The following is a 16,538-nucleotide window of genomic DNA, read 5'->3' as shown; positions in this document are numbered from 1 at the left end:
TCGAAATGTGAGGGAATTTAAAAAGGCCCTCAAAACTGAGAGCCTTTTTTAAATAATTTATTCTTTACAGATTAGTATCTGTAATGTTCCGGTTTAAATGGCCCTTCTACAGTTACCCCAATATAAGCAGCTTGGTCTTCACGTAATTCCGTTAACTCAACGCCTATTTTAGCCAAGTGTAATTTTGCAACTTTTTCATCTAAATGCTTAGGTAACATATATACTTCGTTCTCATAAGCATCTCTATTATTCCATAACTCCAATTGCGCCAATGTTTGGTTTGTAAATGAATTAGACATTACAAAACTTGGGTGACCTGTTGCACAACCTAAGTTTACCAATCGACCTTCTGCCAAGATAATGATGTCTTTTCCATCAATATTATATCTATCAACTTGTGGTTTAATTGTGTCCTTTGTATTTCCATGATTCGCATTTAACCAAGCCATGTCAATTTCGTTGTCAAAATGACCGATGTTACAAACAATCACTTTGTCTTTCATAGACTCAAAATGGCGTCCTTGAATGATGTCTTTATTTCCAGTTGTAGTAATAACAATATCAGAATTACCAACCACCGATTCTAAACGCTTCACTTCAAAACCATCCATTGCTGCTTGCAATGCACAAATTGGATCAATTTCGGTTACTGTAACAATTGCTCCAGCACCTTTAAAAGAAGCCGCCGTTCCTTTACCTACATCTCCATAACCACAAACAGTTACTCGTTTTCCTGCCAACATAATATCGGTTGCTCTTCTAATCGCATCAACTGCAGATTCCTTACATCCGTATTTATTATCGAATTTTGACTTTGTTACCGAATCATTAACATTAATTGCTGGCATAGGCAATGTCCCAGCCTTTACTCTATCGTATAATCTATGAACTCCTGTTGTTGTTTCTTCAGACAATCCATTAATTCCTGCAGCCAATTCCGGGTATTTATCCAACACCATATTGGTTAAATCTCCACCATCATCTAAAATTAAATTTAATGGTTTTTTATCTTCTCCAAAGAATAAAGTTTGCTCAATACACCAATCAAATTCTTCTTCAGTCATATCTTTCCACGCATACACAGCAGTTCCTGCAGCAGCAATTGCAGCAGCAGCCTGATCTTGTGTAGAGAATATGTTACAAGAACTCCAAGTAACTTCCGCTCCAAGAGCTTGCAATGTTTCAATCAAAACAGCCGTTTGAATTGTCATGTGCAAACAACCAGCAATTCTTGCACCTTTTAAAGGTTGAGAATCTCCATATTCTTCTCTTAAACTCATTAACCCAGGCATTTCAGCCTCCGCCAATTTAATTTCCTTTCTTCCCCATGCGGCAAGATCGATATCTTTTACTTTAAATTTTACGTAAGTTGATGTCTCTGTGCTCATAATTGTATATTTTTGAGGTGCAAAATTACGAAAACTCAACGATATAATAATGCCTCTATTTAAAACAATACAAGCGAATGAAAATACCATTGTATATGTCTGGAAAATAGAAGAGGTTGTTGATGAATTAAGAGACAATATACACCTCAATGAAAGAAGTATTTCTAGAATTGAAAAAATGAAATCTGAATTGCATCAACGTGGGTTTTTAAGTGTTCGATATCTTTTAAAAGAGGCTGGATATTCTGATGATGAATTATTTTATACTTCAGATGGAAAACCTCATTTAAAAGATGGAAATCATATCTCTATTACTCATTCTTATACTTTTTCTGCAATTATTGTAAGTACTACACAGGTTGGGATAGATATGGAAATGAATCGTGAAAAAATAAAGCGTATTGCTCATAAATTTGTCGATTCTGAAAATGATTTTTTAGTTGAAGAGAATTTAATTGAGCAATTGACCGTAATTTGGGGCGCTAAGGAAAGTCTTTTTAAAATTCATCCAGACGGCGGCCTATTATTTAGAGAACATTTGCCTATAGAGTCATTTAAACTAACCGACACTAAGACTAAAGGCTGGATTAAAAAAGACAATTATTACGAAAACTACGATATCTTTTTTGAGCAAATAGAAAACTTCACTTTGGTATATGCAATGAATTAAAATGCAAAATCAAATTTTAAATCATATAAAAAGCTCCAAAGTTAAGGGTGAAAAAATGCTAGCCATTTTATTAGATCCCGACAAATTAAAGTTAGAAATAATCTCTGAAATTATTGATAAAATCAACAATCAAAATGTTGATCTTATTTTTGTTGGTGGTAGTACTGTTCAAAAAGGAATTACAGATAATTGTATTAAAGAAATTAAAAAATATTCTAATATTCCAGTTTTAATATTTCCTGGAGATTACACCCAACTTACGGATGAAGGAGATGCGGTTCTTTTTCTTTCTTTACTCTCTGGAAACAACCCAGAATATTTGGTACATCAACAGGTTAAATCTGCTCCGTTTTTAAAAAACTCAACTTTAGAAATTATTCCAACCGGATATATTTTAATTGATGGAGGCAAAGAAACAGCGGTGCAAAGGGTAAGTAAAACACTCCCAATTCCTCAAAATGAAATCGAAAAAATAATAAACACGGCATTGGCGGCTCAATATATGGGTAAAGACTTGGTATATTTGGAGGCTGGTAGCGGCGCCACGGAACCCATGGAGGTAATTATTATTAAAACCGTATCAATGCAATTAGACATTCCGCTAATAGTTGGAGGTGGTATCAGAACAAAAGAACAATTAGAAAACGCCTATAAAAACGGTGCAGATGTTGTAGTTATCGGCACTGCCTTTGAAGAAAATTTAAACATTTTACAATCATTAAAATAAATACAATGAATATTTCTGTAGAACTTACTTTAACTCCATTACAAGACGATTACGAAACGCCGATTATTGCCTTTATTAAGAAACTAAGAGCAAGTGGGCTAAAAGTTTTGGAAAATCCATTAAGTACGCAAGTATATGGTGATTTTGACACCGTAATGAAGGTCTTAAATGAAGAAGGTAAAGCGGCTTTGGAAATGACAGAAAGAGGAATTTTATTACTAAAAATTGTAAAGTCTGATAGACGCAACTATGAGCCACATTTTTGATTTTCTATTCGGACAGTATTCCGGATATGAAACCATTGATATTGTTTTAGAAATTATTGCTGTTATTTTCGGGTTTTTATCTGTTTGGTATTCCAAACAAAATAAAATTTGGGTTTTCCCTACCGGAATGATTAGCACCTCTATTTTCGTTTACCTACTGTTTAAATGGGAACTTTTAGGCGACATGATGATTAATGGATACTATTTCATAATGAGTGTTTATGGATGGTACATTTGGACTCGAAAAGTAGATTCTACACACGTAACACCCATTTCTAGAACGACATCAAAAGAAAAAAAATTATCGGTAGCCATCTTTATTGCTACGCTAATTTTTGTCTATTTCGTTTATGAAACTTTTGACAAATGGACCAGTTGGGTTGCTTATGTAGATACGGTAACTACGGCAATTTTCTTTGTTGGAATGTGGTTAATGGCACGAAGAAAAATTGAAAACTGGATTTATTGGATCATTGGCGATATAATTTCGGCTCCGTTGTATTTTTACAAAGGCTTTACATTTACTAGTTTTCAATATTTAATCTTTACATTTATAGCAATTTCTGGTTATTTAGCATGGAAAAAACACTTAAACAAAAACCCGCAAACATTGTAAAAATAGTCTTGTTCGGACCGGAATCTACTGGTAAAACGACTTTGTCTCGCCAACTTGCGGTATATTATAATACCGTTTGGGCCCCAGAATATGCCAGAGAATATTTGCAAAAAAAATGGAATAATGAAAGAAAGACTTGTGAGACTTCTGATTTAATTCCAATTGCCAAAGGGCAAATGAAATTAGAAAATAAATTGTCTAAAAAAGCAGACCGAGTTCTTATTTGCGATACTGATTTATTAGAAACTAAGGTATATTCGGAAGCGTATTATGCAGGCACATGTGATCCGACTTTAGACAAATACGCAATTGAAAATCAATATGATCTATACCTACTTACTTACATAGATACTCCCTGGGAAGCGGACGACTTACGAGACAAACCTCATGAACGAGAAAAAATGTTTAATGCCTTTGAAACGGCCTTAAATCAATACAACCGACCGCATTTATTATTAAAAGGTGATAAAAAAACTAGACTTGAAACGGCCGTTACTGCCATTGATAAGATTATAGCTAGTAGGTCAAATTTGGATCGATTCTCATCATCGTTGTAATGAACATTGAAAAAATTGTATCGGAGCTTAATTTTAAAGCAGTTAGAAGCGGTGGTGCCGGAGGGCAACATGTAAACAAAGTTTCATCAAAAGTTGTTTTATTCTTTAATCTTAATACTTCAAAAGGATTATCCGATCTAGAGAAAGAACGCTTACGAAAATCAATCTCATCAAAACTAAATTCGGATTATATCTTAATTCTGAATTGTGACGAAACTCGAAGTCAGCATAGAAATAAAGAGTTGGTTATTTCTCGATTTCTAGAAATTCTAAAAAATGGATTAAAGGTTCAAAAAACTAGAAGACCAACTAAAGTACCTAGAAGTGTTGTTAAAAAAAGAATGGAATCTAAAAAGAAGCAATCAGACAAAAAATCAAATCGAAAAAAACCATTAAAAGATTTATAAGAAATGAATTCTTTCTTTTTACGACCAATTTTCGGATAAGAAACTACAATGGCAGTTCAAGATATATCTACATACTCGTTTAAAAATATTTTCTCGGTCAGTTCCGTTCAATTTGAAAAAGCATGCGTTGTAAATAAACCCGAGCAAGTTAGTGGTTACAATATCTTTTGGATTAAAAAAGGGAAAGGACAATATCACATCGATTTTGAGAAATACAATTTTGAAGATAACACCTTATTTTTTCTATCTCCTGGTCAGGTCTTTGCCGTAGATTCAGAAAAAATACAAGAAGCCTATAAAATTTCATTTGCACAAGATTTCTATTGTATCCAAACTCATGACAAGGAAGTATCATGCAATGGATTGCTCTTCAACAATATATATGAATCCCCTTTTGTTCTTCCAGAAACAAATGATATCAAAAAACTAGATTTTATTTTAAACAACCTTATTGAGGAGTTTCAACTTAATGAAACGGCACAATATGATATGCTACAATCTTACTTAAAGCAATTTATAGTATCATCTGTTCGAATAAAAAAAGGGCAATCACAAATAAAAGAGGACGTTGCCTCAAAATTATTTAAAGATTTTAGTGTCCTGGTAGAAATGAATTTTAAATCAATTCATGCAGTAAATGAATATGCATCTAGATTAGGGCTTTCGCCTAAATCACTCACAAAACATTTTCAAAAAATTGGAACCACTTCTCCTAGTCAATTCATTAAAAATAGAATAATTCTTGAGGCGAAAAGACAATTACTTTATTCTAATGACTCAATCAAAACAATTGCATACAATTTAGGTTTTAACGACCCTGCATATTTTTCTAGGTTCTTCGCAAAAGCAACGACTCAATCCCCTAATTCATTCAAAAAAGAGGTTAAAAAGTAATTTGTCCAAGTACAAGGAACTTTTGTCCATTTTTTCACCTTCAATTCTACCGCATCTTTGCAGTGTAAATAATTAATAGTAAAAATTATGAAACATGTAGTACAAGAAAATCAATGCCCAAATTGTTGGGGATATCAACAATACGATGAAAAACAACCAGACAATATTTTATGTAATTGTCCTAAAAATTAATTAAACACTAAAAACAAAAATTATGAGTACTAGAATTGAAACTTTAAACCCGGATACAACTACCGGAAAAGCAAAAGAATTGTTTAACGCCGTACAAAAAAAGTTAGGCTTTATTCCAAACCTGATTAAGGTTATGGGTAATTCTCCTGCACTTTTAGAAACCTATCTTTCTTTAGGTCAATTAACGGCTTCAGGCAACTTCAATAACAAATTTAGAGAGCAATTGGCCTTGGCCATCGCCGAAGAAAACAGTTGTAACTATTGCCTATCTGCGCATACTGCAATTGGAAAAATGAATGGATTAACTGACGAGCAAACCGAACAAAATAGACAAGGATTAGCCGATGATACTAAAGTACAAGCGGCATTAAAATTTGCTCAAGAAATTACACGTACAAGAGGACAAGTAACTTCCGATACTATTAATAACTTTAAAGCAGCAGGACATTCGGATGGCGATGCACTAGAAATTGTTCTAAACGTAGTTTCGAATACCTTAACGAATTACGTAAATCATTTAGCAGAAACGGAAATTGATTTTCCTAAAGTTGAAGCTGGAAAATTTGCAGTATTAAATTAATTAATTCAATCCCACCCCTAATAAGAGATGTCATTAAATTTGGCATCTCTTATTGTTTAGAAGAGTTTCTATTTCTTCTCCTCCTATTATTTCTTCTTCTATTTTTAGAACCGTCTTTTTTAGCGTCTCCAGAAGAATTGTGTGATTTATTCTGCCCCTCTTTTCTAGGTTGTTTTCTGTCTGATGGCCTTCTAGGCTTTTTTCTTTTTTGCTGCTGTTTAGGCTTGCTTTCTGAAGGCTCATTAGATGGTTCAAATCCTTCTACTTCTTCGGTTTCAATTGGTTCACCCAACAACTTTTCAATTGCCTTCACATAAGGAATTTCATCAATATCAACCAAAGATATAGCCTCACCTTCTGCTCCTGCTCTACCCGTTCTACCAATTCTATGTACATAATCTTCTGGTACATTTGGTAATTCAAAATTGATAACATGAGGAAGTAATGGAATATCCAATCCACGTGCGGCAATATCGGTGGCAACTAATACTCGAATCTTTTGTGCTTTAAAACCTCCTAAAGCCTTTTCTCTAGCGCCCTGACTCTTATTTCCATGAATTGCAGCAGAAGAAATTCCAGCCTTTACTAACTTCTCGCTTAGTTTATTTGCTCTATGCTTTGTTCTAGTAAAAACCAGTACTTGCTTCCAGTTTCCATCATCAATCAATTTTGTTATAAAAGCAATTTTTTGCCCCTTGTCAATTCTAAAAGCTTTTTGATTTACGCGCTCTGCAGTCGTATTTTCAGGAGTTGCTTCGATTAGGACAGGCTTGTTTAATATTCCTTCAGCCAATTTCTTAATATCTTTTGAGTAGGTTGCCGAGAACATTAAGTTTTGCCTATGCTTTGGCATTAAAGAAATAATCTTTTTGATATCTCTTAAAAAGCCCATATCTAGCATACGGTCTGCTTCATCCAATACCAAAATTTCGATACGACCCAATGACAAGGCTTTTTGATTTTCTAAATCTAGCAGTCTTCCAGGCGTTGCAACAAGTACATCAATTCCTCCACGGATAGTACGTATTTGTGGTTTGGCATTTACACCTCCAAAAATTACAGTAGATCTTATGTCTAAAAACTTGCTGTAACTTCTTACATTATCATGAACCTGAGCTGCTAGTTCTCGCGTTGGGGTTAAAATTAGTGCTCTAATTGGGCGATGACGCTTTTTACGAGTCGCATCTAATGTTTGTAATAACGGCAAGGTAAACCCCGCTGTTTTTCCAGTTCCTGTTTGCGCAGAAGCCAATACATCTCTCTTTTCTAAAATAGTAGGTATTGTTTTCTCTTGAATAGGAGAAGGCGTTTCGTAACCTTGTTGCTTTACTGCTTTTAAAAGTTCTGGAATTAACCCTAAGGATTTAAATGACATAGATTTTCTTTACGATGTTGCAAAGGTACACCTATTTTGAACGTTTTCTTAATATCCGAAGGGATTCTCAATACTATGTGCAGGTTCTGTAAACCACTTAGACCCTTCAGTGGTCATATAAACATGATCTTCTAGGCGAATTCCGAATGCATCAGGAATTACAATCATCGGTTCATTACTAAAAGTCATCCCTTCTTTTAAAGTTACTGCATTGTTTCGAACTATATAGGGATGCTCATGAATATTTAATCCGATTCCATGCCCTGTTCTATGCGGTAACCCTGGTAAATCATAGTCTTTACTCAACCCGTTTTTAGAAAGTTCAACGCGCGAAGCATCATCAATAGCGCCACATGTCGTTCCCAATTTGGCTTTATCAAAAGCGGCTAATTGAGTTGCTTTCTCTACATTCCATATTCGCTTTTGTTCATCCGTTGGAGTTCCAAAAACATAGGTTCTTGTAATGTCAGAAATGTAATCATGTAAGACACAACCTGTATCAATAAGGACCATTTCATTTGCTTCTAAATTCTTTGGAGATTTTACACCATGTGGAAAAGCAGAATCAACTCCAAACAACACAATACAAAAGTAAGATCCAGAAGGAATACCGTATCTAATATGAGCCTCATTGATAAAATCGACCACTTCCTTTGCTGATATTCCGACATATAAAATTCTCGCTGCTGCTTTTTGAACTTCTAAGGTAATATCCATAGCCGCTTGCATTATGGCTATTTCATTTTTAGATTTTTGCATACGGCACCCAGCAGTAACCGGAGTTGCATCTATAATAGAAAAAGAAGTATTCACTTTAGACAAACTATTTGTCATAAAAAACGGTGTCATTTCATCCATGGCAAGTTGCCCAGATTCAATTCCATTTTGCTTTAAAATAGCTAGTAATAGTTCAAATGGACTCTCATGCTCTTCCCAACAATGCACCTCTCCATTCAACAACATAAAATCGAATATGGTCCCCTTTTCAAATTGTGGAGCGATATAATGAATGGTTCCATTTGGTAGAATTAAGGCTCCAACCATACGCTCACTAGCATTCCAACGCATTCCCGTAAAATAAAACAAGTTTGTCCCTGAATGCACATAAGTGGAAACTATATTCTCATCATTCATAAGTTTTGCAGCTCGTTGAATTCTTTCCTGAAACTCTTCTTTTTGAATGGGCTTTACTTGATTTATTCTAGGCTGAATTTTTGCTAACTCTTCTGCTGCCGTTGAACCTCCTATTCCTATCATCTTAGTTGTTTTGACTCATTAGTGACTCTATTTCTTCTATTGTTATTGGCAGGTCTGGAGTTAGATTTACTGGACCTTCATCGGTTATTAAAAAATCATCCTCTAACCTACAACCAATATTCTCTTCTGGTATGTATATACCCGGTTCACAAGTAACTACATTCCCTACGTCAAAAGGTTTAGAATACAAACCAACATCATGGACATCTAATCCTAAATGGTGCGCTGTTCCATGCATAAAGTATTTTTTATACAACGGATTTTTAGGGTCTTGATTATCGACCGCATCCTGTGTTAATAATCCTAAGTTTATAATTTCTACCTCTACCAACTTAGCCATTTTTGCTTCGTAATCCGCTGGAAGTATTCCTGGCTCTAATAACTGACTTCCCTCTTGCAAGCATCGTAAAACGGCGTTGTACACTTCTTTTTGTCGCGCAGAAAACTTTCCATTAGCAGGTATACAGCGTGTTGTATCGCTATTGTAATTTCCATAACAAGCGCCAAAATCAATCAAAACCATATCTCCATCTTTACATGGAGCATCGTTGGTATTATAATGTAAAGCACAGGCGTTTTTACCTGAAGCGACTATTGGTTTAAATGCATGTCTTGTTGCTCCCTTTTTTGCTAAGATATAGGATAATTCTGCCTCTAACTCATATTCCATCATTTCAGAATTTGCCTTTCCAAGCATTCTTTTAAAAGCAGCCGTGGCTATTGAAGCAGCCGTTCGAATTTGCGCTATCTCTTCATTTGATTTTACAGTTCTTAATGCTCTGGTAATTTTTGCAGCGCGATAGTAATTATGCAATGGATACTTTTTCTTACACCAATTAATCATTCTATCCTGTCTGGTCTGCTGATTATTAGTAACTCTTTTAAGGTGCTCATTATGACCTAAACAAAGTCCATCGGCTTCAAAAGCCATATACTGTAACAAACGTTCAAAATCATCAACCCATTCAACTCTTTCAATTCCTGATAGTTCAATTGCTTGTTCTTTTGTAAGCACATCACCATCCCAAATTTTCTCTAATTCACTTCGTTGTTTTATAAATAATATCTCTTTGTTTTCTTCTTTAACAGCTTCCGGATATAAAACTAATATCGTTTCAAACTGATCTATACCACTTAAATAAAACAAATCGTTGTTTTGCGCAAAACCCATCACATCATCTGCATTGGTATGTTTTACATCATTCGAAGTTAAAATTGCAATTGTATTTGATTGCATTTGCTCACAAAAAGACGCCCTATTTTTTATATAAACTGAGTTTGGAAGTGGTGTATATCTCATATTAAAATTTTCTATCTGGGTGAAACGGAATTAAATCCAATGAAGTCTTTTTATCTGAAATGATTTCTGAAACTAATTTACCTGTTGCTGGTCCTAAACTCCACCCCATCATTGCATGACCTGAAGCCACAGTTAAATTTGAACATTTTGACGATTTACCAATAAAAGGAACACCATCAGGAGAACATGGACGCAATCCACATTGAGCCTCTTGTTTTTCTTCTTCGGAAATTTTTAATCCTCGGTAATATCTTTTACCTGCTTTTGCTATAGCATCTACCCTTACCGGATTGATGTTGTGATTTATACCTCCTATTTCCATAGTACCTGCAAAACGCGTAAACCCATCCATAGGTGTTACTGCAACTTTTGCTTCCATTAAAATGGTTGGAATAGTTATTCCAGTATCTCTTTTAACATTTATTCGATAACCCTTCCCCGCTTGAATCAATAAATTCAACCCTAATTTCTGAGATAATAACGGACTCCAACTTCCAGCTGCCAAAACTACATCACCAGCGTCAATACTTCGTTTATCTGTAATTACTCTTGAAATTGAATTGTTAGATAATTCAACATCTTCTACTTTTTCTTCTATCAAAATTTCTACACCCTTCTCCTTTAAATAATGAATCATTTCTGGCATAAAATCCGAAGGAGTTGAATGCGCATCACAATGATAATAAACTGCTCCTTTTACATTTATTTTGGCATTCGGCTCTAAATTCTCTACTTCGGTTTTTGATAAATGTACCACGTCTAAGCCTTCTTCTATGGCACGTCGCCCAACTTTCCATTCTCCTTCACCTGCCTTATCGGTTTGATACGCCATTAACAAACCTTTTCGCTCGTAATGGAAGTTAAATTCGTTCGAAGATTTCATATCTTCAAACAATGATCTACTTAAAAGATTGATATCCTTTAGTACTTTTATCGACTTTTCAACCTTTGATTCAGTTGCAGATTTTTTAAAAGCCCAAGACCATTTTAAAAACTCAGGATCTAATCTAGGCTTCACATAAAACGGACTAGATGAATTAAACATCCATTTAATTCCTTGGGTAATGATGCCTGGATGCGCCAATGAAATAATATGACTTGGTGTTATGTATCCAGCATTAACATGTGATGCACCGCTATCCATCTTAGACTGATCTACTACAGTTACTTGATGCCCTTCTTTTTGCAGATAATACGCAGAACTTAAACCTACAATTCCACCACCAATAATTACAATTCTTTTACTCATTTTTATTCCCAACTAAAATCCCAAACAGGATTTTCATTTTTTAAATGTTCTACAAAATAATTCCATCGTTTTTTGATAAAGTAATTTCTCGCCTTACCAGTATATCCATGACGCTGACTTGGTAAAATTAACAAATCAAACTCTTTATCTGCGTTTACAAATGCTTCAGCTAATTTAAAGGTTGCGGATGGATTTACATTCTCATCTATTCCACCATGCACCAACAACAATTTACCTTTAAGGTTTTTAGCATTGGTAATATTAGACGCCGCTTCATAACTTTCATCAACAGGCCAACCCATATACATTTCCGGCCACCATGCTTTTTCCATTCTAAAGTCATGATCTGCGCTACTAGCTACACCAACTTTATAAAAATCTGGAAAAGCCAGTAACGCTCTACCGGTATCAAAACCACCAGCCGAATGGCCATAAATACCGACCTTATCTTTATTGATAAAGGAGTGTTTATTTGCCAAGTGCTCGATGGCTAAGACATGATCTTCTAAATTTTTACCCATATTTTTATAGGAGTGGCCTAAAAACTCTTTTGACCTTCCGCTAGTACCTAAACCATCAATTCTTACAACAATAAAGCCTAGTTCCGCTAAAGATTGTTCACTAAAACTTAGATTGAATGATTTAGGAAAACGTTGCGTATGCGGACCCGTGTAGGTTGCATCAATAATTGGATATGATTTAGTAGCATCAAAATTTGAAGGCTTCCAAAAGGCTCCATAAATCTTGGTCTTTTTATCCTTAGCAATTAAATGAAACACTTCGGGTGATTCAAATCCTTGGCTTGTAAAATGTGAAATATCTGCCTGTGTTAATTGTACAACTATTCTACCTGATTTTGATTTTCTTAAGACAGTTTTAGTTGGAATTGAAATGGTTGAATACGCATCTACAAAATGAGCTCCATCTTCAGAAAAATTAACCTCATGATGTGTTTTTTCTGGAGTTAATAGTTCCATTTTACCTTTGACATCTACCTTATACAATTGCTGATGATATGGATTCATCTGAGCGTCTACACCCGATGCCATAAAGTAAACATCCCCATTCTCTTCATCGAGATACTTCACATCATTAATTACAAAATCACCTTTGGTAATTGCTTTAATATTACCAACAAAATCACATTCGTATAATTGTCGCCAACCGCTTCTTTGCGACAGAAAAACTAACTTGTTCTGTCCTTCGAATTGCACAAATCTAAAATCATCAATATTCGTTTTAGAAATTTCTGAAATTAAATTTTTGGAAGTATTTGAGTTCAAATCAATTAAATTCACTTCTTCCTTTTGATATCCACGTTCAGGAATTCTCGCTATCAATTCACTTGATTTTTCTGTCCATTGCGTAGTAACAGAATTGATATGCGTTTGTTTAGGCAAATTAACATCTAGTTGCTTCTTTTTCTCTACATTAAATACCACAGGCTGTACATGAACCATGCTAGTATCTCCGGGAGATCCACGGAAATAAGTCATTAACTTTGGCTTGTATAAAGAATCAATACTCCAATCTAACAAGTACATTTTCTCCGCATTTCTAAAGTCTAATACATCCGTTTTTAGAAATTTTGAATCTGGACTCCAATCTACATAAAAATGTTTTGGACGATCGCCATTTTCACCTTCCATCTTATCATACCAACCGTACCAAGTGGCATATTCATAATCTTTTTTACCGTCGGTGGTTAATTGATGTTCTTCTTTGTCATCAACAGATTTTATAAAAAGATTGTAATCTCTTACAAAAGCAATCCATTTACCATCAGGTGATTTTGTTTCAAACTCATTTCGCTCTTCTTTTTTTTCTTCTTCAACTTTCGAAAACTCAAACTTCTTAGTATCTAATTGATATTTTTTGTTTTTGTATTTGAACTGAATTCCATCTTTTGATGACTCAACATCACTAATGGATATATCATTAAATGCAATTGTATCTTTTGTAAACTTTGAAAATTCTTGTGAGAACTTAGCATGATCGAACAATTCTGTAACCTTTCCATTTTTAAAATTAACCGTTTTGTATGTTTTAGCATTCTTTGAATAATCTATAAACCAAATTCCGCTTTTGTCCTCAAACCAATTGACGTTTGTTGTTAAATTGAAGGCTGTTTTGTTATTGTAATTTGCATACATATAACTCACGGCTCTTTTATAATCTTCTTTCGAAATTTGTTGTGAAAAAAGTGAACTAGAAATGAATAGTACTAAGAATGAAAGTTTTAAAAATTTGTTCATTTTACTAAATTTTAAAAAACGAAGTATGTCTGAACTCCGCTCGAAGTGATAAAATTGTTATTGATACTTTAAATTACCTGAAAACCATGTGCGTATGGATCATCTTGATCATCTATAATGATGTTATTGTAACCATACACCTTAGCCCATCCTTGAATGCTTGGGACAACTGCTACTTTACCATCTAAAGTTGTTTCCTCTTCAATACGGCCAATAAATTTTGATCCAATAAAACTTTCATGGACATACTCCTCACCCTTTTTCAGTTTTCCTTTTGCATGTAATTGAGCAATTCGAGCAGAAGTTCCAGTTCCACAAGGACTTCTATCTATGGCCTTATCTCCATAAAAAACAGCATTTCGTCCAGATGATGTTGGATCTATCGGGTCTCCTGTCCATAACATATGACTTACATCTCTAATGGTTTCGTTTTCAGAATGTATAAACATATCTGGATATTTTTCATTTATTTTTCGTCTTGCTTCCTGAGAAAAACGAACAATATCTGATGCTGTATATTCATGAACTCCAGCAAAATTTTGTTGTGGATCTACAATTGCATAATAATTACCACCATAGGACACATCAAAAGTAACTTCACCTAAATCATCTAATTCTATTGTTAAGTTTTTGGCAGCTAAATAACTTTTTACATTTGTTAATCTAACCCAATCGACCTTCTTACCAGTTTGTTGATATTCAATTTGCACCAATCCTGCAGGGGCTTCCATTTTTATTTTACCTGGCACTTTTGGAGTAACCAATCCTTCTTCAACAGCAATAGTTATGGTTCCAATAGTTCCATGTCCACACATTGGCAAACAACCAGAAGTTTCTATAAACAAAATTCCAAAATCATTCTCAGGATTATGAGGGGGATATAAAATACTTCCACTCATCATATCATGTCCTCTTGGCTCAAACATCAAGCCCTTTCGAATCCAATCATATTCCTTTAAAAAATGTTGACGCTTTTCACTCATATTAGTCCCTTCCAAATTTGGACCGCCTCCTGCAACTACTCTTACCGGATTTCCGCATGTGTGTGCATCAACACAAAAAAATGTTTTTCTACTCATTCTTTGTTTTCTCTATATAATTATTAATACGGTCTTCCAGAATTGAAAGCGTTACTGTTCCTTCTTCCAATATCACTTCATGAAAATCTCTAATATTAAACTTCGCTCCTAATTGACTCTCGGCTTTAACACGCATTTCTCGAATTTTTATTTCTCCAATTTTGTATGAAAGTGCTTGACCCGGCCATGAGATATATCTATCCGTTTCAGTATTTATTTCATGTAAAGACAAGGCTGTATTCGACGCCATATAATCTACAACTTGATCTCTTGTCCATCCTTTTGCATGAATACCCGTATCTACTACCAACCTACAAGCGCGCCACATTTCATAGGTTAGCTGTCCGAATTTTTCATAAGGTGTTGAATACATTCCCATTTCTTCAGCTAAAAATTCAGAATACAATCCCCATCCTTCTCCGTAAGCAGACAGATATAAATTTCTTCTAAATTGTGGAATATTATCTCCCAATTCATTATTTAAACTCATTTGTAAATGATGACCTGGTACAGCTTCATGAACAGTTAAGGCCGGCAAAGTATATAATGTCCTACTCGGTAAATCGTAGGTATTTACCCAATAATAACCTGGATTTGTACTGTTTTTAGAAGTGCCAACATAACGTCCGCTTGTGTATTTAGGAGCAATTGCATCAGGAACCGGGGCTACACCATATGGTTTTCGAGGTAAGGTTTTAAAGAATTTGGGTAACTGAGCATCCGCACGTTTTGCCATATCTCTTGCAATCATCAAAATTTCTTTCGGTGTTTTAGCAAAAAATTGCTCATCCGTTCTTAGGAATTCAAAAAAGTCTTCGAAAGTGCCTTCAAATTCCAAATCAGTAATAATTTGCTTCATTTCAGCACGAATTCTAGCGACTTCTTTCAATCCAATTTGATGAATGTCATCTGCTGTATATTGCGTGCTTGTTGTGTAAAAATTGATTCTATCTTGGTAATAGGCCTCCCCATTTGGTGTTTCTGAAGCACCTAAAGTTTCTCTAGTTTTAGTAAAATACTCCTCTTCAAAAAACTGTTTGATTCGTTTAAATTGTGGGGTAACATTTTTTTCTATAGCAATTTTAGCAGCAACTAATACTGAATCCTTTTGATGGTCTGTAAATGTTGACGGCAACTTTTTAAATGGTGCATAAAAACGACTTTCTTCAAAGTTATCAACTATATAATCATTATAAGTTGACTCATATCCTTTAAAAATAACCAAAGGTTGTGATACTCCTTTTTCTAATCCTTCTCTTAGGTTTACAAAATGTTGATTCACAAATTCTGGGATGGCATTTAATTTATTTAAATAATTCTTAGCCCCTTCAAAACTATTTATTGATCGAATATTAAAACCTAAACTAGCATGAAACCCTGAATCTGATAACAAGGGATTTAAATAGCGTTCAAATTCGAAATAAGCAATTTTATCATTAAGAACAAATTCGAGTAATTGATATGAAATCTTATCCGTTTCAGACAACCCTTCTGATGATATTGATGTCAGCTCACTCAATGCAGAACGGGCAAAATCTGCCTCCGATTTATAATGTTGTTTTGTATATAACCCCAAAGGGTACGATCTATAATCGTACCCTTCGTGGTTTTCATATTTGCTAATAATTGAATCTAATTCAACAGAATTTTGTTGAGCTACCATCGTAAACCCAAACATTGAAACGATTAGATACTTAAGTTGCTTTACAAAACTCATAGGCTAATT

The 16,538-nt window shown here is 34.4% G+C and carries 16 protein-coding genes; 8 read left to right on the top strand and 8 right to left on the bottom strand.

Features of this window, described 5'->3' with window-relative positions:
• Positions 1-71 precede the first annotated feature (71 nt).
• The gene (ahcY, locus tag RM519_RS09920) at positions 72-1,388 is read right to left on the bottom strand and encodes an adenosylhomocysteinase (RefSeq protein ID WP_311593621.1); all 1,317 of its coding nucleotides are present in this window, start codon (positions 1,386-1,388) and stop codon (positions 72-74) included.
• 49 nt (positions 1,389-1,437) lie between these two features.
• On the opposite strand from ahcY, the gene RM519_RS09915 reads away from it, so the two are divergent.
• The 8 genes from RM519_RS09915 to RM519_RS09880 all read left to right on the top strand — a co-directional run bounded on the left by RM519_RS09915 (position 1,438) and on the right by RM519_RS09880 (position 6,297).
• Positions 1,438-2,058, top strand: a complete 621-nt coding sequence (locus tag RM519_RS09915; protein ID WP_311593619.1) for a 4'-phosphopantetheinyl transferase family protein — start codon at positions 1,438-1,440, stop codon at positions 2,056-2,058.
• A gap of 1 nt (position 2,059) precedes the next feature.
• Positions 2,060-2,785, top strand: coding sequence for a phosphoglycerol geranylgeranyltransferase (locus RM519_RS09910; RefSeq protein WP_311593617.1), 726 nt, complete (start codon positions 2,060-2,062; stop codon positions 2,783-2,785).
• A gap of 5 nt (positions 2,786-2,790) precedes the next feature.
• Positions 2,791-3,051, top strand: a complete 261-nt coding sequence (locus RM519_RS09905; RefSeq protein ID WP_311593616.1) for a thiamine-binding protein — start codon at positions 2,791-2,793, stop codon at positions 3,049-3,051.
• On the top strand, positions 3,035-3,667 hold the full coding sequence (gene pnuC, locus RM519_RS09900) for a nicotinamide riboside transporter PnuC (protein ID WP_311593614.1): 633 nt from the start codon (positions 3,035-3,037) through the stop codon (positions 3,665-3,667). Before RM519_RS09905 ends, pnuC begins: the two co-directional genes overlap by 17 nt.
• Positions 3,628-4,224 (top strand): ATP-binding protein, encoded by a 597-nt coding sequence (locus RM519_RS09895; protein ID WP_311593612.1) that lies wholly within the window; start codon positions 3,628-3,630, stop codon positions 4,222-4,224. The genes pnuC and RM519_RS09895 overlap by 40 nt, the downstream gene beginning before the upstream one ends.
• Positions 4,224-4,631 (top strand): alternative ribosome rescue aminoacyl-tRNA hydrolase ArfB, encoded by a 408-nt coding sequence (gene arfB, locus RM519_RS09890; protein WP_311593610.1) that lies wholly within the window; start codon positions 4,224-4,226, stop codon positions 4,629-4,631. The genes RM519_RS09895 and arfB overlap by 1 nt, the downstream gene beginning before the upstream one ends.
• 48 nt (positions 4,632-4,679) lie before the next feature.
• Positions 4,680-5,525, top strand: coding sequence for a helix-turn-helix domain-containing protein (locus RM519_RS09885; protein ID WP_311593608.1), 846 nt, complete (start codon positions 4,680-4,682; stop codon positions 5,523-5,525).
• 214 nt (positions 5,526-5,739) lie between these two features.
• Positions 5,740-6,297 carry a carboxymuconolactone decarboxylase family protein gene (locus RM519_RS09880; RefSeq protein WP_311593606.1) on the top strand — a complete coding sequence of 186 codons (558 nt, stop codon included), beginning with the start codon at positions 5,740-5,742 and terminating at the stop codon, positions 6,295-6,297.
• Between the two features lie 49 nt (positions 6,298-6,346).
• Here RM519_RS09880 and RM519_RS09875 read toward each other — a convergent pair whose 3' ends face one another.
• The 7 genes from RM519_RS09875 to RM519_RS09845 form a co-directional block, all read right to left on the bottom strand.
• Complete coding sequence (locus RM519_RS09875; RefSeq protein WP_311593605.1) at positions 6,347-7,672, bottom strand: DEAD/DEAH box helicase; 1,326 nt, start codon at positions 7,670-7,672, stop codon at positions 6,347-6,349.
• Positions 7,673-7,720: 48 nt separating this feature from the next.
• Positions 7,721-8,929: a M24 family metallopeptidase gene (locus tag RM519_RS09870; RefSeq protein WP_311593603.1), complete on the bottom strand. Its 1,209-nt coding sequence runs from the start codon at positions 8,927-8,929 to the stop codon at positions 7,721-7,723.
• A gap of 1 nt (position 8,930) precedes the next feature.
• Complete coding sequence (locus RM519_RS09865; protein WP_311593601.1) at positions 8,931-10,229, bottom strand: aminopeptidase P N-terminal domain-containing protein; 1,299 nt, start codon at positions 10,227-10,229, stop codon at positions 8,931-8,933.
• 1 nt (position 10,230) lies between these two features.
• A complete protein-coding gene (locus tag RM519_RS09860; RefSeq protein ID WP_311593599.1) occupies positions 10,231-11,478 on the bottom strand; it encodes an NAD(P)/FAD-dependent oxidoreductase in 1,248 nt (415 codons plus the stop codon).
• A gap of 2 nt (positions 11,479-11,480) precedes the next feature.
• Complete coding sequence (locus RM519_RS09855) at positions 11,481-13,733, bottom strand: S9 family peptidase (protein WP_311593598.1); 2,253 nt, start codon at positions 13,731-13,733, stop codon at positions 11,481-11,483.
• A gap of 68 nt (positions 13,734-13,801) precedes the next feature.
• Positions 13,802-14,812: a 4-hydroxyproline epimerase gene (locus RM519_RS09850; RefSeq protein ID WP_311593596.1), complete on the bottom strand. Its 1,011-nt coding sequence runs from the start codon at positions 14,810-14,812 to the stop codon at positions 13,802-13,804.
• Complete coding sequence (locus RM519_RS09845; protein WP_311593594.1) at positions 14,805-16,529, bottom strand: DUF885 domain-containing protein; 1,725 nt, start codon at positions 16,527-16,529, stop codon at positions 14,805-14,807. The genes RM519_RS09850 and RM519_RS09845 overlap by 8 nt, the downstream gene beginning before the upstream one ends.
• Positions 16,530-16,538 lie beyond the last annotated feature (9 nt).

This window comes from Urechidicola vernalis, from assembly GCF_031846385.1.
Classification (GTDB): Bacteria; Bacteroidota; Bacteroidia; order Flavobacteriales; family Flavobacteriaceae; genus Urechidicola; species Urechidicola vernalis.
Note: the sequence above shows the minus strand (reverse complement) of the source record. Positions and strands in the feature narration are given on the sequence as shown.